Here is a 26,708-nt window from a genome sequence, read left to right on the forward strand (position 1 = left end):
TCTTGGTAGTTGGTTACAGTATGTTCTGTACCCGATGAATTTATAGAGCGAATGGTAAAAATTAATCAACCAAATTTCGCCACAATAAGGAGTCCCCTATGTCTCAAGCTGTATTCCACCTTGGTGTTACTGAATCTGATCTCGCTGGCGCAACATTAGCGATCATTCCTGGTGACCCAGCACGCGTTCAAAAAATTGCAGAAGAAATGGAGAACCCAGTTTTCCTTGCTAGCCACCGTGAATACACACTGTACCGTGCAGAGCTTGATGGCAAGCCTGTTGTCGTATGTTCAACTGGTATTGGTGGTCCTTCTACTTCTATTGCAGTTGAAGAATTGGCGCAACTTGGCGTTCGTACCTTCCTACGCGTAGGCACGACTGGTGCAATTCAACCACACGTTAACGTGGGTGATATGATTGTTTCTACAGGTTCTGTTCGTCTTGATGGTGCAAGTTTGCACTTCGCTCCAATGGAATTCCCAGCAGTAGCAGACTTTGAAGTTGCGACAGCAATGAAAGCCGCGGTTGAAGAAAGTGGCGCGACGGTTCATATGGGCGTAACGGCATCAAGTGACACATTCTACCCAGGCCAAGAGCGTTACGATACTTTCTCTGGTCGTGTTGTTAAGCGTTTCCAAGGCTCTATGAAAGAGTGGCAAGAGATGGGCGTTCTAAACTTTGAGATGGAATCTGCAACACTTCTTACTATGTGTGCAAGTTCTGGTCTTAAAGCTGGCTGTGTAGCGGGTGTAATTATCAACCGTACTCAGAAAGAAATTCCTGATCACTCAACTCTAAAAGAGACAGAAGCTCGTTCAATCAAAGTGGTTGTTGAAGCTGCACGTAAGATGCTGTAAAGATTACAGTGACTGAATAGATAAGGCCCTGCGTTGATACGCAGGGCCTTTTTATTTATTTCGGATTATCGGTTACGACACCAGATGTGTTTGTTATTAACCAAGCAAACGAGCTTGCTCGGCTTCTTCTTCGTTGAGCAGAATGGTTTGTGCACGCTTAAAGAAGTTAAAGTCAGTTGCTGTGGCACTCGTGTAAGCGCCCATCATGCGGCTGACAACCAAGTCACCATTGCTCAGCTTTGGTAGCATAATGTTTTCTGCAATCACATCAATGCTATCGCATGTTGGACCTGCAAGAATACTCGGTAGCCACTCTCCATCCTGTTTTATCGTTGTGAGAGGGTATTTAGCATCATCAAACATCAAACCACTGAATGAACCGTAGATACCATCATCTAGGTAGTACCAAATCTGTCCATCACGCTCTGCTTGTCCCATCACTGATGCAACACCTGTCATCGCTTGAGCAACAATAAAGCGCCCAGGTTCGGCAATAACCTGAACCGTTTCTGGTAGCTGGTTTAAAGCCGCATTGATCGGCTGACAAAACAGTTCAATCGGCATTACCTGAGTGTTATAACTCACAGGGAATCCACCACCGATGTCAAGAGTACTTAACGCAGGTAAACCATGCTCAACAACTTGCTCCATTAGGTGCTTACAGGTGTTGATTGCGTCAACGTATTTCTGTGGATTCATGGTTTGTGAACCAACGTGGAACGACAGACCCTTAATACGAATATTCCACTCTTGAGCTTGCGCAATTAGCTCCAGCGCTTGTTGCGGAGCGCAGCCAAACTTCTTCGAAAGATCCGCGAAGGCTTCTGAATTACGAAAGCTCAGGCGCACGAGCAATTCCACTTCATCACGGTAGGCGATGAATTTCTCTAACTCGTTAATGTTGTCGACGACAAAAACACGGCAACCATACGCCAGTGCGTCGCGAATATCACGGTCACGCTTGATTGGGTGAGTATGGATAGTACGCTCTGCTGGTACACCTTGCTCTGCCACTAGGTCAACTTCACCACTGGTTGCTAAGTCAAAACTAGCTCCTTCAGCCAATAGTGTCTGTACAACGGCTGGGTGAGGCAGTGGCTTAAGCGCAAAGTGTAACGTGACATTAGGTAGTGCGTTGCTTAGGGCACGATATTGTTGACGAACAACATCACAATCTAGCAGCAGCAGTGGTGCGCCAAATTGCTCTACCGAGGATTGAATAAGTTGAGATTCTGGTGCAGATAGAACACCAGCAGAATAAGATTGAAAATCTAGAACAGAGTGAGCAGTAGCCATAGCCAGTCTCCAACAAGTTATAGGCATGTTTCAATGCGATAACAAAGAAACATGGAGCGTCAAAAAATGCGCAAAGCGCAGTCAAAGTCACTCTTGGATAGTTGCTCTATCGCCTTGCCACAAATCTGCTGTGATGTACTCGGATTGGCTATCATCAAGAAGCGAAGTGATAGTAAAAGCATCAATCTTTGCAATCAATAGCTGGATGAATAAAAGAAAGTGAATAATTTTTGTTGTTACGACAGGGAATGTTTATCTCGCAATCAACCCTTCCCCCACAAAGGACACACACCCTATCTAATGGGGACAGTCGCCATAAATTTACGACGCCAACAAAGAGATCTGAGCGCACAGAATTCATCATTTATCTGTATTTTTGAGGAGTTACGGGACTCAATTCAGGGAAAAATTTGAGGTTTCGACTAAGAGGTGAGGTTTGAAGATGCTTGCGAGCAGGGATACTTCCCGAGCAAACACTTTGCTTGGTTATACGTTAAAAAAAATGGAGAACTAGCCATCTAACCTAAGAAGATTGAGTCTCTTTCGCTGCAACAAGCGTTTTGCGTGAATGGCATTCTTCTCACAACCGACGGCCATAATCCGTTGTCGTTCTAACTTGGTACAGGCTTCAAACCATTGGGATTGGTTAACGCTAAGACGCTGTAAGATTGGCGGGGTGTTTGGCGACAAGTGCGCTTTATCCTCGCGGTATTGACGAGAGGTCCAATCCACAAGTTCGATGTAGTCCATAAGACGGTATGGAATACCATCAAGCCGTTTATTGGCCTTACTACCAATAAATGGATGAAGACAAGGAGTGGCTTCGTTTTGATTGTCTAATGCTTCAAGTCGGGTTCGAATAGAAGTGTAATTAGATGTCTCAGGATTGTTAGCTTCTCCGGCGCGGAGTGGGTTTAAGTCAACATAAACCATGGCGGCAAGAAGAGCATTTTCATCGAGTAAAGCCTGGCTTTTAAAGCGACTCTCCCAAAAGTGGCCTTTGCAATCGTCTTCTTTGTTTGCTTTGCAAGCGATGTCAAAGTTGAGTTCTTTCATAAACCAGCTCAAGCTCCATAGGCGTTTACGCCAGGATTCAATAATCGCTGAGCACGTTTCAAGTTCTGCTCTGCTGGTAAGTTGACCTTCGAGCCAGCGCGTTACTATGACAGGAAGGTTATGCTCTTGTTGCCAGCGTTCAACGACCTCATAGTCGGAGAGCGTTTGGGCTTTCTCTCGATTAATATGAATCACCAAGTGGTAGTGATTGCTCATGATGGCGTAGGCGCAAACATCGATGCAGTATATTTGTGAAAGCACTGCAATCTTATGTTCGACCCAAGCGCGTCGGTGATGATAATTTTTGTTGGTGAGAGGATCTTCCCCACAAAGAAAGCTGCGGCGAACACATCGAGAAACGCAGTGATAGTAAGGAGTAGCGTCGACACATACTTGGTTTTTTCTTGCTGTGGTCATATCAAACATCGCTTGGTGGAAGAGAGTTCATCCAAGCTAAGAGAGTAACGGTGCCCCGGCAACTGAGTATGTTGCAACCTTTGGTAGGGGTATCAACATCTCATCCTTATTTCATTCTTTGAGGCGTCTGTCCCTTCATTTACTTCCTCATTTACTTCCCTTCATTTGCTTCTTTGTCCAGAGTAAGGTGTCTGTCCTTTAAATTTGTGCTTTTGGAAACTTGCTTGAGGTGTGTGTCCTCTCAAGAAAATAGGTAGCATGCTTGCTACCCATTGTTGCGGGCTTAGGACTTTGCGTTAACTAAATGCGATTTTAGGTAGCGGCAGGTAGAGACTTTCAGTCATGTCAGACAACATTTGGTCATACACTTGTGAGATAACCAAGGATATGTCTGTGGTTAGCTGGTAAAGCTCGTCACTGGTCATCTCTAGTGCATCATTGGCATTGAGTTCTGTCAGTGTATGCATTGCCTTGGAACTCAGTGGTGACGCAACAGAAAGTGGGCTAATCAATGAGAGTTGGCTCAGTTTGCGTCGAGTTTTATCGCAGTAGTATTTTACTCGCATCATACCTTCTGGATGGCCAAGATCCTGAATTGATATTCTTAATTGGGTGAGCGTTTCCATACTATCGAGCACTTGCTGCCAATTCATATGGTACTCGTCACTAATGTCTTCTCGGCCAGATTCAATCAGCCATGCAATTGCGATTTCATCCATTAAAAACAAACAGTGACGAATGGTTTTGCCGTGAATAATCTGATTTCGTGCCACCGTTCGATGCTGCCACTCTTGGTGCAGAGATTTGAGCTTTAATTGCAAAATTCGATACATCGGCTTGTTTTCGAACTGGGCTGTGGCGATAAGTGTATTGGAGTGTTCCATCATCGAATCGAAAATGCCCGCCAGTGTGTTTTGTTGGCGCTCAAAATCTTGGTTAGTCAATGCTTGATGTGTGATGGCTCTATGTTGTCGGCTAAGCAGCAACAGTTGGCGCAGCAGAACTAAAATCTCGAATTTTCGTTCAAGACCGGAATGACGTTTCTTTGAATGGTGAAATAGGGTTGCAAGAATCGTCAGGGACAAGATTAGTGAAAAAAGCACAAACATAACTTACTCCTTGTTAATGTTTACCTATAAAGTGGTAGAGCAGATATGGTGCCAATTGTAATTTCATTAAAATTCAATAGCTTAAAATTTACCTCTGGATTGTTTTGAACCGATTTGGTGCATAAAGCACTGATAATGTGAGGGAAATAAAAAAGCCCCACTCGATGAGTAGGGCTCTGCGTTAGACAATTTATTCAGTTTACATGACGCGCATGCCAGGCTGAGCACCTTCGTGTGGTTCAAGGATCCACAACTCGCTGCCGCCAGGGCCAGCGGCTAGGATCATACCTTCAGACATACCAAACTTCATTTTACGAGGTTTTAGGTTTGCTACCATTACGGTTAGCTTGCCTTCCAGTTCTTCAGGTTTGTAAGCTGATTTGATGCCTGAGAAAACCTGACGAGTCTCACCACCGATATCAAGCTGGAACTTGAGTAGCTTGTCTGCCTTTGGCACTTCTTCACATGAGATAATACGTGCGATACGCATATCCACTGCGGCGAAAGCGTCAAATTCAATTTCATCAGCGATTGGATCTTTGTCTAGTTCTGTTTGGCTAGCTTGATTCTTTTCAGCTTCTGCTTTCTCTTTTGCTGCAACTTCAGCGGCAGCATCTTGCTTAGACGCTTCAACCATATCTTCAACTTTCTTAGGATCGATGCGGTTGAATAGTGCCTTGAACTGCGTAATTTCATGAGAAGTCAGTGGCGTTGCAATGCCATCCCACGTCAGTTCTTCGTTCAGGAATGCTTCAGTACGCGCAGCAAGCTCTGGCATCACTGGCTTGAGGTATGTCATCAGTACGCGGAATAGGTTAATACCTACAGAACAGATGTCTTGTAGATCTTGGTCTTTGCCTTCTTCTTTCGCCACTACCCACGGTGCTTTCTCGTCAACGTACTGGTTCGCTTTATCTGCTAGTGCAGTGATTTCACGAATAGCACGACCAAACTCGCGAGTTTCGTAAAGTTCTGCGATACGATCTGCCGCCGCCGCAAACTCGTTGTACAGCTCAGGTTCAGCAAAGTTTGCCGATAGTTTGCCTTCAAAACGTTTAGAGATGAAGCCAGCGTTACGAGAAGCAAGGTTCACAATCTTGTTAACTACGTCAGCATTAACGCGTTGAGTGAAGTCTTCAAGGTTAAGATCCAGATCGTCGATACGGCTGTTGAGTTTCGCTGCATAGTAGTAACGCAGACATTCAGGATCTAGGTGCTCTAGGTAAGTCGCTGCCTTGATGAATGTGCCTTTCGACTTAGACATTTTTGCACCGTTAACCGTTACGTAGCCGTGTACGAATACGTTATTTGGTTTACGGAAACCGCTGCCGTCTAGCATTGCTGGCCAGAATAGCGAATGGAAGTACACGATGTCTTTACCGATGAAGTGGTATAGCTCGGTTGTGCTGTCTTTTTTCCAGTACTCATCGAAGTCTAGGTCGTCACGTTTGTTACATAGATTCTTGAATGAAGCCATGTAGCCAACTGGCGCGTCTAGCCAAACATAGAAGAATTTGTCTTTCTCGCCTGGGATCTCGAAGCCAAAGTAAGGCGCATCACGCGAGATATCCCATTGTTGAAGACCAGATTCGAACCACTCTTGCATCTTGTTTGCAGTTTCAGCTTGTAGTGAGCCAGAGCGAGTCCACTCTTGTAGCATGCTTTCAAACTGAGGTAGGTCGAAGAAGAAGTGTTCAGAATCTTTCATTACAGGTGTTGCACCAGATACGGCTGATTTAGGATCAATCAGTTCAGTAGGGCTGTATGTCTCACCACAGTTGTCACAGTTGTCGCCGTATTGATCTTCAGACTTACATTTAGGACAAGTACCTTTCACGAAACGGTCTGGAAGGAACATCTCTTTTTCAGGATCGAAAAGCTGAGAGATAGTGCGGCTAGAGATAAAGCCATTTTTTTTCAGTTCCAGATAGATGTGAGATGCAAGCTCACGGTTCTCTTCTGAATGAGTGCTGTGGTAGTTATCAAAGCTAATATCGAAGCCAGCGAAGTCTTTTTGGTGCTCTTCACTTACTGCAGCGATCATCTCTTCTGGCGTCATACCCATCTGTTGTGCTTTTAGCATGATTGGCGTGCCGTGAGCATCGTCAGCACAGATGAAGTTTACAGTGTTGCCGCGTAGGCGTTGGTAGCGAACCCAGATGTCTGCTTGAATGTGCTCAAGCATGTGACCTAGGTGAATCGAACCGTTAGCGTACGGAAGGGCACAAGTGACCAGCAGTTTCCTTGGATCAAGAGTTCTTGGATCGTTTGCCATACTTAATATTCGCTTCTTAGGATGTATAAAAAAATAGAGAGTAATACTACCTTATCCAACCAGTGACTCCAAGGTACCAGTGACAGGAATACCCTAGTTTTTTCATGGTTCAGTCTAGGCTGACAGAGTGTTACGATTAGATGCATAAGGAGGACCTATGCGTCAATTCAGTTCAAAGCAAGATTTTTGTGATTGGTTAAACCAATTTGAGCATTCAAGCTTAGCGCCACAGTGGGCGTCAGTAGCCAAGGTCGTTAGTGTCGAAGCGGCGGGCTTTAAGATAGAAATTCCTTTTGCAGCTAACGGGTTAGTTGAGGAGCTTAATGACTGGATAGCGGCTGCTCAATCGAAAGGTGAGGTGGCGTCGTTTTCCTATGACATTCTTGTTGCTCCAAAAGCCCTTGAGACACACGTTACCTCACAGGTGAAAGGGGTAAAAAATGTTATTGCAGTTACGTCGGCAAAAGGTGGAGTAGGTAAATCGACGACATCGGTAAACCTTGCACTTGCGCTGTCAAAATCTGGCGCAAAGGTCGGATTGCTTGATGCAGACATCTATGGCCCATCGGTTCCTCTTATGCTAGGGCAGACGGAGGCTCAGCCAGAAGTTAGAGATGGCAAGTGGATGCAGCCGATTGTTGCCCATGGCATTTACACACATTCAATCGGTTACTTGGTTTCAAAAGATGAAGCGGCGATTTGGCGTGGCCCTATGGCAGCGAAAGCGTTAGCTCAACTTCTCAATGAAACCGAATGGCCTGAGCTAGACTACTTGGTTATCGATATGCCGCCAGGCACGGGCGATATTCAGTTAACGCTTGCCCAGCAAGTCCCGGTCACGGGTGCGGTTATCGTCACGACACCACAAGATCTAGCGTTGGCCGATGCACGTAAAGGTGCAGCCATGTTTAAAAAAGTAGACGTTCCTGTGGTTGGCATTGTCGAAAACATGAGTTACCACATCTGTAGCCACTGTGGCGAAAAAGAGCACATCTTTGGTGCTGGTGGTGCAGAAAAAATGTCCAGTGAGTATGGCTTAGACTTGTTAGCCCAGATCCCTCTGCACATTCAAATGCGAGAAGATATCGATCGAGGCGAGCCGACAGTCGCTGCTCGACCTGAGTCTGAGCATGGAAGACAATATCTCGCCTTGGCGGAAGCAGTAAGCTCGAGATTGTTCTGGCAGGGTAAAGCAAAACCCGACTCAATACTGTTTACCATGGTCGAATAATCGGTAGTGTGGTTAAAAAAAGAGCGTTCATTTGACGCTCTTTTTAATTCTTATTCCGTGTAATCGATTGCGTTGAAAACTTTTATTCCATTTACGTAAATCGGCTTAATAGCGACTGGCAACTCACCTCTTAACTCCCTATAATCAGGCGGTTTATCTAAATTTGTCCTAATACACAGAGCTCGGTTCGATGAGCACTGCTAGTATTAGCATATGACACCAATCTAATTCATCGGGTGCAAGAATAATGTCTGATAATAATCAATGCGTCATCGTCGGTATTGCTGGCGCGTCTGCTTCTGGAAAAAGTTTAATCGCTAGCACTATCTACAACGAATTACGTGCGAAAGTGGGCGATCATCAAATTGGTGTGATTACGGAAGATTGCTATTACAACGACCAAGGCCATCTGAGTATGGATGAGCGTGTAAAAACCAACTATGACCACCCAAGCGCACTCGATCATGATCTGCTGTGCGAACACCTAGAGCAGTTAGTTAAGGGACAAGCAGTAGAGGTACCTGAGTACAGCTACACTGAGCACACCCGTACAGAAAACACCACAACAATGACGCCTAAGAAAGTCATTATCCTTGAAGGTATCCTTCTTCTGACCGATCCTCGTCTACGTGACCTGATGCACGCGACAGTATTTATGGATACGCCGTTGGATATCTGTCTGCTACGCCGTGTAAAACGTGACGTAGAAGAGCGCGGTCGCACAATGGATTCAGTGCTTAAACAGTACCAAGAAACCGTTCGTCCAATGTTTATGCAGTTTATCGAGCCATCAAAGCAATATGCAGACATTATTGTTCCTCGTGGCGGTAAAAACCGTATCGCGATTGATGTGCTAAAAGCTCACATTGCAAAACTTTTGAAAGCTTAATACCGAATAAGCGCTTAAGACTTTATTTTTTATGAGATAAGTGGCACTTTTAGTGCCACTTTCTTTTTATGGTCGTCTGGTATTCTGCCACGATCATTTATACTTGGAGCTTGCCTCTCTTTTTTGGTGTGCTCACCAAGCAAGGATACTGCTGATGAAGAAACTATTACTAATAATAGCCATCCCTGTAATTGCTATTCTTGGTGCGATTATCGCGTTGGTTACCCTCGTTAACCCCAACCAATTTAAGCCTCTAATTGTCGAACAAGCCAAAACTCAAACTGGGTTAGATCTGGTCATCGACGGTGACATTAGCTGGCAGTTTTTCCCATCGATTGGCTTTGAGCTCGGTCAGACTGAATTGCGCAACCCGCAAGGTTTTGAACAGCTGAACATGTTTAAGGTTGATACTGTTGGTATTGATGTTTCGGTTATGCCGCTGTTCAGCCAACAGCTAGAAATTGGCAACATCACTTTAGATGGTGCCGCTTTCTCACTGGAAACACTCAAAGATGGCACGAGAAACATAGACGTGCTGACTCAGGCTCAAACGAGTCAGGCTGAGCCGGCCGCAACATCAACATCGACGGACGCGCCAGCAGAGCCAGTTTCCGGGACGACAGAGCCAACAGCAGCGTCTGCTTGGACGATTAACCTAGCGGGTGTCACGATTTCAAACGCTTCGGTTGACGTACAGGACAAGCAGTCGGGCTCATTTACTAAGCTTTACGATGTGTCGCTAAGCTTGTCGGAGTTTGCCGCTGAGAAATGGACTAAGGTCGAATTCGCGGCTAAAGGCGAGAACAACCAGCAGAAATTCAGTGCCAAAGGTGATGCTGAGTTCAAACTGGCGAAAGGGTTTAAGGAGTACGCGTTACGCAATATTAATCTTGACGCTAGTATGAGTGACCCTGCAACTCGCATCGATAGCGCTAAGATTGGCTTAGAGACATTCGAGTTCGATAAAGCCAACGCATTAACCTATTCCGTGGTAGGTAACGCTGCTGGTCTTGACCTTGATATGAAAGGCTCTGCCTCCCTTACGGTTGATAAAGCAATCAGTAAAGTAGTGATGAACCAGCTAGTGCTCGACGCGAAATTCGACGGTGACTCGCTACCGCAATCTCCAATGAAAGTCGATATGGCATCCGATCTATCATTCGACCTCGCTAAAAGTCATTTAAGTTTTGTTCTTGAGAAACTGACGGCGAATGCATTGCAGTTTGACGGTAAAGCAGACGTTACTTTAGCTGAGATCCCAAAAGTGCGCTTTGCGCTGCACAGTCCAAACATCGATTTGGACGAGTTCTTGGGTTTGGATAAACCAGCAACTGAGCAGCAAGGACCTTCAACGCCAGCTACTAAATCTGAGCAAACACCTTCTCAGACTTCACCAGCTAAGCCAGCTCAAGAAGTAGAGCCTGATCTAACCGCATTGAAAACGTTGGATGTCAAAGGTGATATCAGCATCGATAAGTTTAAAGCCAGCAATGCCAAGATGCAGAATGTGAAAGCGAGCTTTGCGGTTAACCGTGGTGTTGCAGAATTAACCTCGTTTACGTCTAATCTATATCAAGGTTCAATCAGCGCAACCGCGCGTTTAGATGCACGTAAATCACCTGCAAGTTACACCGCAGTGAAACATATCAAGGGCGTAAAAGTTCTTCCTCTACTTAAAGATGTCGCTAATAACGAAATGCTAGAGGGTACTGGTAACATTGATGTCGATGTTAAGGGCAGCAGCTTAACGCCAACCGGCATCAAGAAAAACCTAATCGGTACAGTTGCGGTTAAGTTTGAAGATGGTGCGGTGAACGGTATAAACGTCGCTCAGCTTATTCGCGAAAACTACGCCAAAATCAAAGGTGAGAAAGTCGAGGCTACCGAACAGGTACAAAAGACCGATTTTAGTGCGATGAAAGCAACACTGAAACTGAACAAAGGCAATGTGTCGACCAACGACCTGACAATGCAATCACCTCTGCTCCGTATTCGTGGTAACGGTAGTGCAAACTACATCAATGAGACGGTTGATTTCACGGTCAGCACATCGATTGTGGGCTCGCTAGAGGGGCAAGGTGGTAAGGATATTGATGAACTGCGAGATGTCACCATCCCAATCAATATCTCAGGTAGCTGGGCTGAACCGAAATTTAAGCTAGTGTTTGACGATGTGCTTAAACAGAAAGCAGAGAAGGAAATTGACCGCGGTCTGAAAAAGCTCGATGGCAAAATCAAAGATGAGAAAACCAAAGAAGCGGTGAACAGCCTTATAAAGGGTTTGTTTAACTAACGTGGTCATAAATTGAAAAGGCGCTCACTTGAGCGCCTTTTAGTTATTTGTTTTCTTAACTACCAGTCAACGCCTTTTAGGGCTTTGACGCCTGATTCAAAAGCGTGTTTAACATTCTTCACTTCAGAAACAGTATCTGCCAACTCTATCAACGTCCTGTGCGCTGCTCGGCCTGTAATCACAACTGATTGCATCTTAGGACGGTTATTCAACGCTTCAACAACTTCATCCAAATCGATATAACCGTAGCTCACCATATAGGTCAGTTCATCAAACAAAATAACGTCAATTGAGTCATCTTTAAGCATTCGTTTACACTCTTGCCACACGATTTGTGCCGCTTCCGTATCGGCGGCTTTATTCTGAGTTTCCCAAGTAAAGCCTGTTGCCATGACTTGGAACTCAACACCGAGCTTCTCTAGCAGGTTGCGTTCACCATTGTCCCATGTTCCTTTGATAAACTGAGCGACAGAACATTTGAGGCCATGACCGACAGCGCGAGCAATCGTACCAAAGCCAGATGTTGATTTACCTTTGCCATTTCCAGTTATGACCAGCAACAGCCCCTTCTCTTCCTGAGCTGCCGCGACTTTCGCATCGACCTCTTGTTTTACTTTTTGTTGTCTTGCTTTGTGACGCGCTTCTTTGTTGCTCTCAGAGACCATGGTTAATCCTTTTTTATTAAGTCACTTTATGGCTATGATAACTGATTCGAGTAGATGCAAAAACCTACCAGTTTTATGGACAAGTGACCGCGAGTAAGGAGACGAAACAATGGGGAAAAAGATACTCGTTGTCTGTATGGGGAATATATGTCGCTCACCAACAGGTGAAGCGGTACTCAGAGCAAAAGCAGAGCAGTTAGGTGTCGCAGTGGAAGTCGACTCCGCAGGGACAATAGGATATCACCAAGGTAATCCACCCGATGCTCGTGCTAAAGCGGCAGGGGAGAAACGCGGTTATTCGTTTAAGGGTATCCGATCAAGGAAAATAGTCAGTAGTGATTTTGATACGTTCGATTTGATCCTAGCTGCCGACAAAGACAATTATGCGGATCTTATGTCTCAATGCCCGACTCATCTGCAAGGTAAAATTGAGCTGTTTTTAAGTTATACCGATTCAGACTATGACGAAATCCCCGACCCGTATTATGGTGGAGATAGTGGCTTTGAACTCGTACTGGATTTAATAGAGGAAGCTTCTGAGAAGATTCTTCGCTCAATCTAGAGACGGTTTGCTCACCACGCTGGCTATCTGTGGTGAGCGAATTATGCTGCCATTACTCGACCACTGAAGTAGTCATTGGATACGATATATTCAGTGTTACGAATCAACTCATCTTGCACTTCTGCCCAATGCGCGTCGTCATGTTCAAGAGCGGGAACCACCCCAGCGACACGAATGTTAAATGGCGTGAGCTCACGAGCCCAGCTTTGTGTGAAGCCAACGACCATCGAGGCGGCATTATCAAAACCTGACAAATCCTGATATTCCGGATGTGCAATGACATTAACAATCACGCCATTTTTCTTCTCTTGTCGCATGCGTTCTGCGGTTGCTTGACCAAAACTGAACATGGTTGCTGCCATTAGGGAGAGCTTTTGGGTAAACAATGCACTGGCTTGTTGATCAAAAATGTGTGGCATGGCTTCTGCCGTCAAAGCATTAATCAATACATCTGGTGAGCGTTTGACGGAGCTGTCCATAAAACCGAACAGGTCTTGAATTGAGCTTAGTGAGTGATCTTGAATCGTGAACTGGAATACATTGTCGGAGATCTCACTGCACAGACGATAGGTCTGTTTTAATTGTGGATTGTTTACATCACACAAAACCACGGTCGCCCCAAGCGAAGTGAAGTGATACGCAAGAGTACTCCCGATCTGAGAACCTGCTGATGTGATTAAAACGACAGCTTTTTTTATATCCATTGGCTTACCCCCCATAAGCAATGTACGCGCAAAAAGGTGTCCACATATCATGGTAGATTAACTGTGACTTAGTTGTGAATAAGGTCAAATAACCTTAGTGAGATGGAAGGTTATTTACGTTTCTTTGGCGCTATTCACACATTGGCGGGATCTTGCTAGCGGAGTAGCACATTTAAGACAAAAAACTGTGAAGTAGGATGATGGTGCTAAGCTTGTGCTTGGATTTGGAAAGTACGTTGAGCTTTGATTAATTGATTATAAAGATCGATAGGCATCAAAGGCTTAGGTTCTTTTTCACTGAGCATTCTTCGTTGATGACCCGACAGGTTATGGTAGACCTCTTCTGGCAAGTCATGAGTATCTTCTGGCAGATAGGTCAGAGCGTCAGGTTTTAAGTAATGACACAGTTTTGCACTCGGTAAACCGGAGCTATGAAAGAGAGATGCTTGCTGGGCAGAAAGTTCATAGGAGCTTTGATCTGAACGCAATTGTTGTGGTCCTTGCAACTCGAAGCGTTTGCGTAACGCTTGCTCACTGGTGTCCACTTGGTCAATTTTTTCCGTCGGCGTGTTATCGCGAACGTCATCAGAGAACATTGACAGAATTAGCGCAAAGTCTGCACGACGACCGTCATGAACAGCATGGTTGATCCCATTGCCGAACTGAAGCTCGTTGATAATCGCTGCTTTGTCTAAAGTATGAATCTGCATAATGCCTCTCGTGTGATGCTTTTATAACGACTCGCATCCCGAAAACTTTAGAAAAATCATAGTGAGAAAAGCAAAAAAGCCAGCAAAGTGCTGGCTTTTTAAGCGACTAAATTTTTAATCCTAGGGGAAGGGATTATTTAGCTAGGTTTTCTGCAACGAAGTCCCAGTTAACCAGTGCCCAGAAACCGTTCATGTAGTCTGGACGTAGGTTACGGTAATCGATGTAGTAAGCGTGTTCCCATAGGTCAACAGTTAGAAGTGGAGTTGTACCTTCTTCTGTTAGAGGAGTTGCTGCATTAGATGTGTTTACGATCTCTAGAGAGCCGTCTGCTTTCTTAACAAGCCAAGTCCAAGAAGAACCGAAGTTGTTGATAGCAGAATCTGTGAATTTTGCTTTGAACTCTTCGAAAGAACCGAATGCAGCGTTGATTGCATCTGCAACTGCACCTGTTGGTTCACCACCTGCGTTAGGCGCTAGACAGTGCCAGTAGAAAGTGTGGTTCCAGATTTGAGCTGCGTTGTTGAAAACACCGCCAGTAGAAGTCTTAACGATTTCTTCTAGAGTTTTGCCTTCAAACTCAGTGCCTGGGATTAGGCCGTTAAGCTTTACAACGTAAGTGTTGTGGTGCTTACCGTGGTGGAAATCTAGAGTTTCTGCTGAGATGTGTGGTTCTAGTGCGTCTTTCGCGTAAGGAAGAGCTGGTAGTTCAAATGCCATTGCTCAATTCTCCATTGATGAGAAAGGGTTGCCCCTCTCGATTGCTTCCAGTGTTATTTATTATTCGTGGTCAGTGAATCACCAACCAAGATCAATTTGCTGACTTGCGCTCTAGTTTAGCAAGTTTTTACTTTATTAAAAGCGCAGGGTGACATTTTCTATATGAAATTTCTTTATTAGTTAAGCTCAGCAAGTCTCAAAAGCATAACCTTGTAAATAACCATAGATATTATAGGCTTTTTATTCTGCGCTAATGGTTTAGAATGTCCAGAATATTTGCAGTAACTCCATTAAGAGGAAGCAATGGAAACTATCGATAAAATTAAACAGCAAATCGCAGATAACTCTATCCTTCTATACATGAAGGGTTCTCCTAAACTACCTAGCTGCGGTTTCTCTTCACAAGCGGCACAAGCGTTGATGGCTTGTGGCGAGAAGTTTGCGTACGTAGACATTCTTCAAAACCCTGATATCCGTGCAGAGCTACCAGCTTACGCACAGTGGCCAACTTTCCCTCAACTATGGATTGAAGGCGAGCTGATCGGTGGTTGTGACATTATCATTGAAATGTTCCAGAAAGGTGAACTTCAGCCTCTAGTAAAAGAAGCGGCTGAGCGTGCAGCGTCTGACGAAGAATAATACTGTGTAAATTTACAGTTTTTCTTGATTTATAAGGGCCACATTCGATAATGTGGCCCTTATTGTTTTTAGCTAGTCCTACTTTATGTCACGTCTGTTTATTGCTGAAAAACCTAGCCTAGGTCGCGCGATTGCTGCGGCACTGCCTGGCCCTAAAAAAAACGAGCAAGGATTTATTCGCTGTGGCAGCGGTGATGTGGTGACTTGGTGCATCGGTCACTTGCTTGAACAGGTAGAGCCTGATGCGTATGACGAACGCTATAAAAAATGGAATCTGGCGGATCTTCCGATTGTGCCGGAACAGTGGCAATTAAGACCACGAAAGTCTGCCAGCAAACAGTTAACCGTCGTGCGGAAATTGCTAAAAGAATCGAGTCAGATAATCCACGCTGGAGACCCAGATCGAGAAGGGCAACTGCTGGTGGATGAGGTGCTCGATTATTGCAAAGTAAGCAAATCGAAGAAGGATGCGACCCAACGTCTGTTGATCAGCGACCTTAACTTACCCGCCGTTAAACGAGCATTGAACCAAATGCGCAGCAATCGTGACTTTATTCCACTGTCAATCTCCGCGTTAGCTCGCTCCCGTGCAGACTGGCTCTACGGTATGAATATGTCACGTGCGTATACCTTGCTTGGTCAAAAGGCTGGCTATCAGGGGGTACTGTCTGTCGGTCGAGTGCAGACGCCGGTACTTGGGCTGGTTGTACGTCGTGATGAAGAGATCGAGAACTTCATCCCTCGTGACTACTACACATTACACGCACTGATTCCTTACCAAGATGGCTCGCACCAGTTTGATATTCGAGCGCGTTGGAAGCCAAGTGAAGCGTGTAAACCGTGGCAAGATGAAGAAGGGCGGGTGTTAAACCGCAAGTTGGTCGAAAATGTTGCTCAGCGAATAGCGAATCAACCAGCCAAAGTGGTTGAGTCTGAGCAGAAACAGACGAAACAATCAGCGCCACTGCCATATTCGCTTTCAGCACTGCAAATTGACGCAGCAAAACGTTTTGGCATGAGTGCTCAGCAGGTTCTGGATACCTGTCAATCGCTGTATGAAAAACACAAGCTGATTACCTATCCTCGTTCTGACTGCCGTTACTTGCCGCTTGAGCACTATGGTCAAGCCGCTAGTGTTTGTGACGCTATCGCTAACAATGCCAAGGAGCTTGGTGAGGCGGTAAAGGGTGCGAACCTTAGTCTTAAATCAAAAGCGTGGAATGATAAAAAAGTCGACGCTCACCATGCGATTATTCCGACGCCAAAGAAAGCCTCACACAATGCGCTTTCTGCGAACGAGATGAAGATCTATCAACAGATCGCCAGACAATATCTCATGCAGTTTTACCCAGCAGCAGTCTACGCCGAAGCGAAATTGGTGTTTGATATTGTTGGAGGAACCTTTATTGCTAAAGGTCGTCAGTTGGTGTCCGCGGGCTGGAAAGAGTTGATGGGCAAAGTGGATGATGAAGATTCTGGGGTAGATACGGTGCCGCCACTGCCTGAAGGTAGTGTACTCACTTGCCGTGAGGGTGAAATAAAAGATCGCCAGACTGAGCCGCCGAAACACTTTACGGAAGCGACGCTGCTACAAGCTATGACGGGTATTGCCCGTTTTGTCGCAGATAAAGAGCTGAAGAAGATTCTTAAAGAAACCGACGGCTTAGGCACAGAAGCCACACGCGCAGGGATTCTTGATACTCTGTTTAAGCGCCAGTTACTGCAACGACAGGGTAAATCGATTCTCAGTACGCCAGCGGGTCGTGGTTTGATCCACGCGTTGCCGAGTGAGTCTACATTCCCAGACATGACGGCAAACTGGGAGCACCAGTTGCAAGGTATGGCTGATCGCAATCAGGCATATCTACCGTTTATGCAGGCGCTACAGCAACGAATTGATGACCTTATGATTCAAGTTCGCAGTGGTGACGTCCCGCAATCTCTACGTTACTTACCGCAAGTAGAGCGCCCTGCCTACAAGCGCAAAAAGGGTGGATATCGCAAAAAGCCTGCGACGAAAACGGCGTCTAAGTCCGGTTAGCCGAGCTTACGACCACAGCGTTTAAAGAGCTGCTGCCAGTAGTCCACGTGGCGGCGTATGGCTAACCGAAAAGCTTGATGGTTTTGCGTTAACGGATAAACATAATTGTGAATATCAGGTTGAGGAGCAAGCAGAGTCAAATTTGCGGATAGGGTCTGATAATAGCGGTCGAGCTGAGCCATATAAGGTTGGACTTTGGCGACATACTGCTGTTCGAAGACGTTGTTCAAGTACTGGTATTTTGTGGTATCGCGGTTGGGCTGGCAGATAACAGTATGGTCATATTCGGTAAGCTGTTGCGTGACCAGATTGAGCTTACTGGTCGCCATGACAAGAGAGTAATTTAGATTGCCAATGATGTTATTTTTCTCCAGTATTTCTTGAACGTCGATGGTTTTCTCTTCGGATTGATGGAAGGCGAGATTGAGTCTAGTCAGCGCCTCATTAACCTCAGATACCGTTTGACCAAGATTAGCCTCTAACCACTGACTTCCTTGTAACTGTTTTTGCATCGCTTCACTGGCAAAGAGCAAATTCCACTGATGCAATGCCAACTGTGCGCGCTTTTGTGTCCCTATCTCCGTGAGCACTTGCTGTAATTCTGGATCAAGTTGCGGACTGTTAATACAACGTGACAAGCCACCCAATAGTGCATTTTGATAATCGTAGTTGCGAAACTCATCTGCGACTTTACCCAGTACGGAGTTCCGCTCAGCAATCAAGTTAAATAAGCCACACTGACGCAGTTGATAGCTATCGAGCAGCCCAATAGATATCGAGGGTATCTCAATATATAGGTCGCGCTTGCGAGGTAGATTGACATATTCTTCCAATGTGCTCTCCACTTGAGGCGCATTTTGAACCCGTACCACCCGAGTAAGATAGTCATCGAAGAACACGCTGGGGCTATCAGATTGACAGGCGCTCAGAATCAAACAAGCCACGACGACCAATCCCAATGTCAGCTTTTTCATTCTAATGTACCTTTGCTTGAGCGGTGTGAGATGTATCGCTGTTCACGGTCTGCATGTAGTCTGTCGGCGTTAAACCGAACTTAGATCTAAATCGTTGCGTAAAACGTTGTTCAGATTGATAGCCACACATAAAAGCGAGTTGAAGGACACTCCAGTTCCTTGTTTGCATTAAATTGAGTGCATGATTGAGCCTCACTTCGGTAAGCACATCGCGATATTGGGTGCCTTCTTTTTTGAGTCGGCGCATAAAGGTCGCTCGACTAATCGCAAAGTGACTAGCGACTTCTTCTAATGGATGATCCTCACTGGGAGATTGGGCAAGATAACGAGTCAGTTGCTGGCTAAACGAGGTTTGCTCGCTACTAAACAGGCAGTGAAGCGCTCCTCGCTCAGCTAACTGCTGATACAGCGGAGCCAGCCACAGACGCTGCGTGGCGTGACTCATTGTTTTTAAGTCGAGAGTAAAAAGAATATTTAGCGTCTGTTCAATCGCTTTATCGTTTTTAATCCAAGATTGTTGAAGCCTATTGGCATTGTCATGACTGAGTTGAATCAAACTTTCTGGGGCAGGGTGGTGAAAACTGAATACCCGAGAAAGAAAAGCCCCTTTATCTGGAAGATTCTCAAAGCTAAATCGAGAAGATGCCTCGCACAGCAACAAGGTTGACGAGGCAAGATCTACCGTACCTTGATTAAGGAACAGCCTTTTACTGCCAGATAATATTTGAATCAGGCTAGGAGAGTGAATCGTCACATTACGGAGCTTTTGGAGCTGCTGTGCTCGAAACGTTGTCACTTGATAGAGGTGAGTCATCACTTCTCCTTTTGCTTAGCGAGTGTATGTGGCGGTTAGTGTCGCTTTATCTAAAGCCATACTATTAAGAGTAAATCCTACTACGGCAGCAGGTGTGTCTTTGTTGAGCCCGAGTTCAGCTTTAGGCAGAGCCCAAACGGTAAACTGGTATCGATGCATGCCGTCAGAGATAGGAGGACAGGCACCACCAAATCCAACCGAACCATAATCTATACGGACTTCTTTCCCACCAAGCTCACTGATGTTCGCCGCTCTTGGCAGTTGAGTTGTTTCTACTGGAATATCAATGGCAATCCAATGCCAAAAACCGCTGCCTGTTGGGGCATCTGGATCGTAAGCGGTGATAGCGAAACTTTTGGTACCTTGAGGAATATCTTTCCAACTCAATTGTGGTGAGAGGTTACCCCCATCGCATCCCCAGCCAGCATACTCAAAGGTTTTCGCCATTGGATGACCTTCCTGAATATCGCTACTGGTGAGCTGTAGTGCACTTGCCGCGCCCGAAAAAGCGATGCTGGTGGCTGAAAGTAACACCAAGCCAAGTTTGTGCTTACTCATTTTCATACTAACCTTCCTTATATCTGATGTTTAAAATGTCTTTAACCAGTACAGATTAGAGAAAGCGTAAGGTGGTAACTCAACAATAAGTATCATCATAATCTAATTTATGATGAATTTTGATACTTACAGTGATTTGAATAGCATGTTTGTGTTGGACCCCAAACGATACGTACCACTAAGGTTGTCGATTTAGTAGAGGTAAGTCAGTGACATTGCATAGAATCCGAAAATACCTCGCTCTTGCCGTCCTAGCCTTTATTTTGGGTGTCATTACCACGGACATGCGCCTCTATTTTCCTTATCAACTCTATCAATTAGCAAAAGCAGGCTTTGGAGAAATCAGAAGTCAACTGCAAGGTGATTTGCCTTGGTATCTCCATCAAACTCACCGCGTGTCGAGGGTGGAGGTGTTAGAGCGAGATTCAATTCAGCCGGGACTTTCATTAGTGTCTGGATTAGGGCCCTATGGCCACTCTCAAGCCTCAGTGATTGATACCGACGGGAATGTCATCCACAACTGGCAACTCAATTGGCATCAGCTATGGCCAAATGCCACACACGTTCATCAACAAATTCAAAAAACGACGACACCTTTTACGCATGGGGTAAAGCTCATGAGCAATGGAGATCTGATTTTTAGCCTTGAATATGCGGGGCTGTTTCGTATCGACCCTTGCGGCCAAGTGGTCTGGCGTTTTCCAAGGATGACTCACCATTCTGTCTTTCTTGATGAACACGGCGATATTTGGACACTTGGTCTGGACTATTTAGAACAGGTATCGGAGTCATTACCTGCCTATGCTCCGGGCTATCACGACTTCAAAATATTCAAGTTATCCTCTGATGGAGAGCTGCTCAACGAGTGGAGTTTGTTTGACATTCTTAAGCAAAACCATCTGGAAAGCTTAATGTATATGTCGAGCAATAGGGCAGGAGTTCCGTTGCTGAGCGGTGATACTTTGCATCTCAATGATGTCAAAGTGTTTCCTTCTAGTCTCAACGCTGGATTCTTTGAACCTGGAGATATCATGATATCCATGCGCAATATTCATAGTGTTGCGGTGTTTGATTCTAGTATGAAAATCAAAAAGGTCTTTACCGGCAGTTTCGTCCGCCAGCATGATGCAGATTTTATTGATGGCAACACGATCTCAGTATTTGATAACTATACTCATACTTATGGCACAGAGATGCCATTCAGCCGCATTCTCTATTTAAACCGTGATAGCCTCGAACCTGTTGTTCGATATCAAGGCAGTCATGACAAACCGTTTTTTAGCCATATCATGGGTAAACATCAACTGCTCGACAATGGCAATTTACTGATCACGGAAGCGGCTAACGGGAGAGCGTTTGAGCTGAAAGGCGATGATATTGTTTGGCAGTTTTTCAATGTTTTGCCAGATGGGCTTATCGGTTTTATTGATGAAGTTCAGCGCCTTGGGCCAGAGTTTAACCCTGCTTTTTTTACTCGGGTGAGTCAACAATGTGGGGCAAACAAGGAACAATAACGAAGGAAACCGTTGCTGTATGAGTAGATTGAATGCCAACTATAGGCTAGTTTTTCGAGATTGTTTTAGCTATCTCTTTGTTCTAACGATGTTTATCCCGCTTAGAGCTGACGCCTACATTGGACCTGGCGTTGGGCTCACTGCGATCGGAACCTTTGTCGCTTTGGTGCTGATTGTCATTCTTGCTCTGGTAGGGTTTGTTTGGTATCCGGCTAAAAGAGCATGGAAGCGCAGGAAGGCACAAAAGAGCATAGATAATGAGTGATGAACAACTAGCCTATCTCTGTTCAGGGCTATTTTTAGCCCTTTTTTTGGTGCTGTTTTTTGTCTTGCACTTACCGAAAAGAGCCCGGCAGATCGGGACAACCGCACTATCTGTACTGGTCGTATTTGGTGATGTTTCATTAGACGATGAACAGAAAGAATCTCAAATACAGTCAATAACGCTAAAGTTATTGGTCAAACTCGTTCAATTTTTAGCAGGTTTGATGGTTGCATTCCTGCTGCCTGCAATTGCTCTGTATATCCTCGAGAAAGCAGAGTTGGTTGTGGTTGCTCAGGTGACACAGCAGCTGTTGTCTGTCCCTTTTCTGATCGTTTCGACCCTAGTCGGTATCTTAGTTTGGATAGTGGTGAAACAGCGCTCAAAAAGCCATGTGACTAAAGTAGGGAAAGGGTTTGAAGTTCGGTATTCTTCTGTCGAAAAAGTGCTGCACTTGTTTGCGTTTGCAACTCGAGATATTCAGCTTGCCCTCGCTAAGATTGAAGATAGATTTTTGCTTCGAACGGTGAGCCCACAATCCTCACAGCCAGTTTTTATTACGGCGTTGCCTCGAGCAGGCACTACCTTGTTGATGGATCTCTGCTTTAATACTGGCAAATTTGCTACCCACACCTATCGAGATATGCCATTTGTACTTGTTCCTTTGCTGTGGAGAAGGTTTGCTCAGCGGTTTATGAGTAAGGCTTCTGAAGTAGAAAGAGCTCACGGAGATGGCATGCTGGTCGGTCTGGATAGTCCTGAAGCCTTTGAAGAAATATTGTGGATGACATTTTGGCAGGAGCAGTATCATGGTCAACAGATAGCGGTTTGGCCTGATCACGCAAAAAGTCGTTTTGATGATTTTTTTATCCGTCATCAGCGCAAGTTAATTAGTTCGTCTTCAGGTCGTGATAGGGATCTACGCTACTTATCAAAAAACAACCTCAATATTGCCCGAGTTGAGTTTCTATTGCAGATGTTGCCAGATGCTAAAGTGTTGATCCCATTCAGATCGCCAACAGCACACTGCCAATCTTTACTGCGCCAGCATTTAAACTTTCTCACCATCCATCAGCAAGATGAGTTTTCAAAACTCTATATGGCAGGTGTAGGGCACTTTGACTTTGGCGATAATCTTAAACCAGTGAACTTCGAACATTGGGTGGAACACTCGACGTCAAGGTGTGCTGAAGATATCGTGTATTGGTATGAATACTGGTGTGCTTGCTATCGACACCTTGTTGCCATTGAGTCTGACAGAATCTGCTTTGTCGATTTTGATAAGCTCTGTCAGCAACCTGAAGCTGAGCTTCGCCGGATTGCTGACTTTATCGATCTTAGTCATGCGCAGTTACTGGTTCAGCAGGCTGGGCTGTTGCATTCAAGTAACATGGCTGGTGAGGAAGACTCTGTGCTTCCCCTTGATTTGGCCAACCGCGTCGCTTCCCTCTATCATACCCTTAAGCAACGAGCGACTGATTCCTCGATTGACGACCATAACTAAAGCGGAATGCATCGATAGTCGTTGCATAACCTATGCGCTCACACGCAGCTAGCCTTAGCGGTAAATCGATTTTGTTGACTGGCGGACGATCAGCTCCATCGGTGGTAAACGCACCTCGTGCTTGTTGCCATTCAATAGATTCAGAATCGACTCTGCGCAGACAACACCAATTTCCTCCACTGGTTGACGTAAGGTCGTCAGCGCAGGCGTAAAGTAGTAGGAGGTTGGGAGATCATCAAATCCCACAACGGAAACATCTTCAGGAACGCGTAAGCCGTGGTCGTGCAGAGCTTTGATTGCTCCATACGCGGTTTGGTCATTGGCAGCAAATATCGCGCTAAAGTGGTTATTTGATTCGATCAGTTCCTTGGTCATTTTGTATCCGGTTTCGCTACTAAAATCGCCCTGTTTTATCAGCTTTGACTGCACTTTTATTCCCGCTTCTTGGAGTGCTTTTTTGTAGCCAACAAATCGTGCGACTGCATCAGGCTGATTTAATAGCCCCTTGATGTGGGCAATATTCAGATGACCTTGCTGAAGCAGATGAAGTGTCGCCATATACCCGCCCAGTACGTTGTCGATGTTAATACTGCGAACGCGCTTACCAATCACGTCATAGCCAAACGCGACCACAGGCATAGTTTCGGAGTAGTCGAGTATTTGCTTGTCTGTCAGCGTTCCTGTCACGACGATGATACCGTCCACATTGCTTCGCTCAAGATATTCAAGGGCATGAGATTCAAGTTTGTTCTTCCAATGCCCTGTAGCGATCACTAAGGAGTAGCCCTGCTCGTTGAGGACTTTTTCCATGTCGTTAAGAAAGCGACTGGTGTGAGGGCTTTCAGGATTTTGTACTAGGACGCCAATGGTCATTGACCGAGTATTGCGGCCTTGATTCATACTGTAGTTTGGCTTGTAGCCCAATGCTCTAATCGCTTGCTCAATTTTTGAACTCTTAGCGTCAGAGACATAGGTAGTACGATTGAGAAAGCGAGATACAGTAGCAGGCGAGACCTCGGCCTGTTTAGCCACATCATAAATAGATGGCGTTTTTTGTTTTCTGGTTGTTTTCATTAACAGGTGTAACTGTGCAAGCTAGGCTTTGAATATAGAAAAGAGGAAGCGAGAGCTCAACATGACTGCAATAGAAATGAGAGCTCTACGCTGGGGGTTAGAACGTGGCGAGGGAGTTTTCACTCAACGCATCGAAAAGATGAATAGCGTCTAAATCGAGATAGAGGGTTAACTGATCGACATCGACTTCCGTCGCTTGGGTTTCCACCATTAATGGCTGTCCGGCAATTTCCGTTTTGAGCAGAATGCTTGCACCCAACAGTTCTTTATCTTTTATTTTCACTGGAATTGGTAGCACTCGCTGATGGGCAACTTGCTCTGCTCGTAAGTGGATGTCGGTCGGGCGAATACCAAAGTGAAGAGCAAGATTTTTAGAGGCATGGGCATGGAAGCGCTGCGGTAAAGGAATGCGCAGATCTCCCAGTTCGATATGCCACTCTTCCTTATCCTCAATCAGGTTTGCATCCAGCATATTCATTGATGGATTGCCGATAAATTGGGCGACGAATTTATTCGCCGGTCTTTGGAATACGTCGGTGGGTGTTCCAACTTGAGCCACATAGCCATCCTTTAGAATGACGATGCGATCGGCCAGTGTCATTGCTTCAATTTGGTCATGGGTGACGTAGATGGTGGTGGTTTTTAATTCGCGGTGGAGCTGTTTAATCTCTTCACGCATCGTGCCACGCAGTTTAGCGTCTAGGTTTGATAATGGTTCATCAAAGAGAAAGACTTTCGGCGTACGAACCATCGCTCTACCCATCGCCACGCGTTGACGCTGGCCACCAGAAAGTTCTTTCGGTTTACGATCGAGTAGGGGCTCAAGTTCAAGCATCTTAGCCGCTTTGCGTACTTCGCTATCTATCTGTTGCTTTGTCATACCTTTAAGTTTGAGTGCAAAAGCGATGTTTTCATAAACAGTCATATGCGGATAGAGGGCATAGCTTTGGAACACCATGGCTAAGTCGCGGTCTTTGGCATCGATTTTATTCATCAGCTTGTCACCGACGTAGATCTCTCCAGAGGTGATACTTTCTAAACCTGCGAGCATTCTCAGCGTTGTAGACTTGCCACAACCTGATGGACCGAGGAAAACGACAAACTCTCCATCATTGACGGTAAAGTCGAAGTGTTTGACGACTTCAACATTGTCATAAGATTTCTTAATGTTTTTGAACTCAACCTTGGCCATTACTGGTTCTCCTCTCTACGCGCCAGCAACATATTGCGATAGGCGATGGCACTCTGTTTGAGCGTGCGCTGTTGGGTTTCATAGTCGACATGAACAATGCCGAAACGCTGTTTGTAGCCAAACGCCCACTCAAAGTTATCCATCAAGCTCCAAGCGAAATAACCGCTGACGTTAACACCCGCTTTGATCGCCTTATCAAGTGCCTCCAAATGGGTTTGGAAATACATCACACGTTGGCTGTCGTGGATTGCACCGTTGACACAGTGATCTTCGCCAGCAGCGCCATTTTCTGTGATATAGAGTGGAGGAAGATTGCTGTAACGATCATTGAGTCTTAGTAACAGGTCGGTCAGTGCTTGAGGGTAGATTTCCCAACCAATAAAAGTGTGTTCGCTGCTTGGTTGTGGAACCTCTTTTATATCACCGTGTTCATCATAACGAACCACGCAGCGGGTGTAGAAATTAATACCAATAAAGTCGAGTTCGGTACGAATGATGTCTAAATCGCCTTCGAGTATCATCGGCATGTTGTGTGACTGGCGCTCAACGACTCGTTGTGGATATTCCCCCTTCAAAACGGGATCCATGAACCAGTGGAAACCTTCAGCATCACTATACTCAGCAGCACCGATATCCGTGTCGTTGAGCGGATAAGCAGGCGTCGCATTGAATACGCAGCCATGCATCGAGTTTGGCGCGTTCTTGCGCATATGAGGAATAGCTAAACCATGTGCCAACATCAGATGGTGGGCGGCAAGGAAGCCTTCTCTTTCACCTTTAATGCCTGGAGCATGGATACCCCAACGATAGCCAAGATACGCGGAGCAGAAAGGTTCGTTTAGAGTGGCATACGAATCGATTTTGTCACCGAAGTATTCACTCACCACTTTGGCATAGTATTCAAACCTATAAGCAGTCTCTCGGTTAAGCCACCCCCCTTTATCTTCAAGGTATTGAGGGAGATCCCAGTGATACAGCGTAACAAACACTTTGAGTCCACGGGCGTGGCATTCATCAATAATTCTTTCGTAAAATTGCAGACCTTGTTGGTTAACCTGACCATCGTGAGGAATGATTCTTGGCCAAGCCAGAGAGAGTCGGTAAGCATCCACACCAAGTCCTTCGATCATTTCAATATCTTGTTGCCACAAGTGGAAGTGGTCACAGGCGATATCCCCATTATCTGCGTTGTCTACCGCACCAGGTTGATTGCAAAAGGTATCCCAAATTGAGGCGGTTCGACCACCGAGTTGCGCTCCACCTTCAATTTGATATGAGGAAGTCGCCACACCGAAAAGGAAATCAGGATGACGTAATTTAGAATCGGTAGGGAGTAGGAGTTTATTCATTGTAA

The 26,708-nt window shown here is 45.5% G+C and carries 23 protein-coding genes; 9 read left to right on the forward strand and 14 right to left on the reverse strand.

The genetic code is table 11. The features are described 5' to 3' along the window. The first annotated feature begins 98 nt into the window (after positions 1 to 98). Entirely contained in the window at positions 99 to 857 is a 759-nt protein-coding gene (udp, locus tag ACQEXP_RS03665; protein WP_045953819.1) for a uridine phosphorylase, read from the forward strand. Positions 858 to 953: 96 nt separating this feature from the next. Here the strand turns inward: udp and ACQEXP_RS03670 are convergent, their stop codons facing one another. The 4 genes from ACQEXP_RS03670 to metG form a co-directional block, all read right to left on the reverse strand. Continuing rightward, a complete protein-coding gene (locus ACQEXP_RS03670; RefSeq protein WP_426968288.1) occupies positions 954 to 2,153 on the reverse strand; it encodes a type III PLP-dependent enzyme in 1,200 nt (399 codons plus the stop codon). Between the two features lie 510 nt (positions 2,154 to 2,663). Next, positions 2,664 to 3,626, reverse strand: a complete 963-nt coding sequence (locus ACQEXP_RS03675) for a transposase (protein ID WP_426968290.1) — start codon at positions 3,624 to 3,626, stop codon at positions 2,664 to 2,666. Between the two features lie 296 nt (positions 3,627 to 3,922). Further along, a complete protein-coding gene (locus ACQEXP_RS03680) occupies positions 3,923 to 4,735 on the reverse strand; it encodes a hypothetical protein (protein WP_269376122.1) in 813 nt (270 codons plus the stop codon). Between the two features lie 199 nt (positions 4,736 to 4,934). Continuing rightward, positions 4,935 to 7,010, reverse strand: coding sequence for a methionine--tRNA ligase (gene metG / locus ACQEXP_RS03685; RefSeq protein WP_426968292.1), 2,076 nt, complete (start codon positions 7,008 to 7,010; stop codon positions 4,935 to 4,937). A 157-nt stretch (positions 7,011 to 7,167) separates the two neighbouring features. Here metG and apbC point away from each other — a divergent pair, with 157 nt between their 5' ends. The 3 genes from apbC (at position 7,168) to ACQEXP_RS03700 (ending at position 11,423) form a co-directional block, all read left to right on the forward strand. After that, positions 7,168 to 8,241 carry an iron-sulfur cluster carrier protein ApbC gene (gene apbC, locus ACQEXP_RS03690; protein ID WP_426968294.1) on the forward strand — a complete coding sequence of 358 codons (1,074 nt, stop codon included), beginning with the start codon at positions 7,168 to 7,170 and terminating at the stop codon, positions 8,239 to 8,241. A gap of 247 nt (positions 8,242 to 8,488) precedes the next feature. Continuing rightward, the gene (udk, locus tag ACQEXP_RS03695) at positions 8,489 to 9,130 is read left to right on the forward strand and encodes a uridine kinase (protein WP_269376119.1); all 642 of its coding nucleotides are present in this window, start codon (positions 8,489 to 8,491) and stop codon (positions 9,128 to 9,130) included. A 154-nt stretch (positions 9,131 to 9,284) separates the two neighbouring features. Continuing rightward, positions 9,285 to 11,423 (forward strand): AsmA family protein, encoded by a 2,139-nt coding sequence (locus ACQEXP_RS03700; protein ID WP_426968296.1) that lies wholly within the window; start codon positions 9,285 to 9,287, stop codon positions 11,421 to 11,423. A 59-nt stretch (positions 11,424 to 11,482) separates the two neighbouring features. On the opposite strand, the gene cobO is transcribed toward ACQEXP_RS03700, so the two are convergent. Then, positions 11,483 to 12,088, reverse strand: a complete 606-nt coding sequence (gene cobO / locus ACQEXP_RS03705; protein ID WP_269376117.1) for a cob(I)yrinic acid a,c-diamide adenosyltransferase — start codon at positions 12,086 to 12,088, stop codon at positions 11,483 to 11,485. A 109-nt stretch (positions 12,089 to 12,197) separates the two neighbouring features. On the opposite strand from cobO, the gene ACQEXP_RS03710 reads away from it, so the two are divergent. Continuing rightward, positions 12,198 to 12,650 carry a low molecular weight protein-tyrosine-phosphatase gene (locus ACQEXP_RS03710; protein WP_426968298.1) on the forward strand — a complete coding sequence of 151 codons (453 nt, stop codon included), beginning with the start codon at positions 12,198 to 12,200 and terminating at the stop codon, positions 12,648 to 12,650. Positions 12,651 to 12,691: 41 nt separating this feature from the next. Here ACQEXP_RS03710 and ACQEXP_RS03715 read toward each other — a convergent pair whose 3' ends face one another. From ACQEXP_RS03715 to sodB, 3 genes are all read right to left on the reverse strand, one after another. Beyond that, positions 12,692 to 13,354 carry an SDR family oxidoreductase gene (locus ACQEXP_RS03715; RefSeq protein ID WP_269376115.1) on the reverse strand — a complete coding sequence of 221 codons (663 nt, stop codon included), beginning with the start codon at positions 13,352 to 13,354 and terminating at the stop codon, positions 12,692 to 12,694. Positions 13,355 to 13,560: 206 nt separating this feature from the next. After that, positions 13,561 to 14,064, reverse strand: a complete 504-nt coding sequence (locus ACQEXP_RS03720; RefSeq protein WP_426968300.1) for a VC2046/SO_2500 family protein — start codon at positions 14,062 to 14,064, stop codon at positions 13,561 to 13,563. 133 nt (positions 14,065 to 14,197) lie between these two features. Beyond that, entirely contained in the window at positions 14,198 to 14,782 is a 585-nt protein-coding gene (gene sodB / locus ACQEXP_RS03725; RefSeq protein ID WP_069446954.1) for a superoxide dismutase [Fe], read from the reverse strand. A 303-nt stretch (positions 14,783 to 15,085) separates the two neighbouring features. Here sodB and ACQEXP_RS03730 point away from each other — a divergent pair, with 303 nt between their 5' ends. Next, on the forward strand, positions 15,086 to 15,421 hold the full coding sequence (locus tag ACQEXP_RS03730) for a Grx4 family monothiol glutaredoxin (protein WP_426968301.1): 336 nt from the start codon (positions 15,086 to 15,088) through the stop codon (positions 15,419 to 15,421). A gap of 85 nt (positions 15,422 to 15,506) precedes the next feature. Continuing rightward, positions 15,507 to 17,462: a DNA topoisomerase III gene (locus ACQEXP_RS03735; RefSeq protein WP_426968303.1), complete on the forward strand. Its 1,956-nt coding sequence runs from the start codon at positions 15,507 to 15,509 to the stop codon at positions 17,460 to 17,462. Here the strand turns inward: ACQEXP_RS03735 and ACQEXP_RS03740 are convergent. From ACQEXP_RS03740 to ACQEXP_RS03750, 3 genes are read right to left on the reverse strand one after another with little or no spacing between them, the layout of a single operon-like run. Further along, the gene (locus tag ACQEXP_RS03740) at positions 17,459 to 18,436 is read right to left on the reverse strand and encodes a DUF3080 domain-containing protein (protein WP_426968305.1); all 978 of its coding nucleotides are present in this window, start codon (positions 18,434 to 18,436) and stop codon (positions 17,459 to 17,461) included. The two genes, ACQEXP_RS03735 and ACQEXP_RS03740, sit on opposite strands and share 4 nt — an antisense overlap. Position 18,437: 1 nt before the next feature. Next, positions 18,438 to 19,250 carry an AraC family transcriptional regulator gene (locus ACQEXP_RS03745; protein WP_269376111.1) on the reverse strand — a complete coding sequence of 271 codons (813 nt, stop codon included), beginning with the start codon at positions 19,248 to 19,250 and terminating at the stop codon, positions 18,438 to 18,440. A gap of 15 nt (positions 19,251 to 19,265) precedes the next feature. Next, positions 19,266 to 19,808, reverse strand: coding sequence for a YbhB/YbcL family Raf kinase inhibitor-like protein (locus tag ACQEXP_RS03750; protein WP_426968556.1), 543 nt, complete (start codon positions 19,806 to 19,808; stop codon positions 19,266 to 19,268). 209 nt (positions 19,809 to 20,017) lie between these two features. On the opposite strand from ACQEXP_RS03750, the gene ACQEXP_RS03755 reads away from it, so the two are divergent. Both ACQEXP_RS03755 and ACQEXP_RS03760 read left to right on the forward strand, forming a co-directional pair. Beyond that, a complete protein-coding gene (locus ACQEXP_RS03755) occupies positions 20,018 to 21,322 on the forward strand; it encodes an arylsulfotransferase family protein (RefSeq protein ID WP_426968308.1) in 1,305 nt (434 codons plus the stop codon). Between the two features lie 257 nt (positions 21,323 to 21,579). Continuing rightward, positions 21,580 to 23,088: a sulfotransferase gene (locus tag ACQEXP_RS03760; RefSeq protein ID WP_426968310.1), complete on the forward strand. Its 1,509-nt coding sequence runs from the start codon at positions 21,580 to 21,582 to the stop codon at positions 23,086 to 23,088. Between the two features lie 54 nt (positions 23,089 to 23,142). Here the strand turns inward: ACQEXP_RS03760 and ACQEXP_RS03765 are convergent, their stop codons facing one another. From ACQEXP_RS03765 to ACQEXP_RS03775, 3 genes are all read right to left on the reverse strand, one after another. Continuing rightward, the gene (locus tag ACQEXP_RS03765) at positions 23,143 to 24,162 is read right to left on the reverse strand and encodes a LacI family DNA-binding transcriptional regulator (protein WP_426968312.1); all 1,020 of its coding nucleotides are present in this window, start codon (positions 24,160 to 24,162) and stop codon (positions 23,143 to 23,145) included. A gap of 97 nt (positions 24,163 to 24,259) precedes the next feature. Next, a complete protein-coding gene (locus ACQEXP_RS03770; protein ID WP_426968314.1) occupies positions 24,260 to 25,354 on the reverse strand; it encodes an ABC transporter ATP-binding protein in 1,095 nt (364 codons plus the stop codon). After that, complete coding sequence (locus ACQEXP_RS03775) at positions 25,354 to 26,703, reverse strand: GH1 family beta-glucosidase (RefSeq protein ID WP_426968315.1); 1,350 nt, start codon at positions 26,701 to 26,703, stop codon at positions 25,354 to 25,356. The genes ACQEXP_RS03770 and ACQEXP_RS03775 overlap by 1 nt, the downstream gene beginning before the upstream one ends. Between the last annotated feature and the right edge of the window lie 5 nt (positions 26,704 to 26,708).

It is taken from the genome of Vibrio sp. TRT 1302 (assembly GCF_050113875.1).
GTDB lineage: Bacteria > Pseudomonadota > Gammaproteobacteria > Enterobacterales > Vibrionaceae > Vibrio.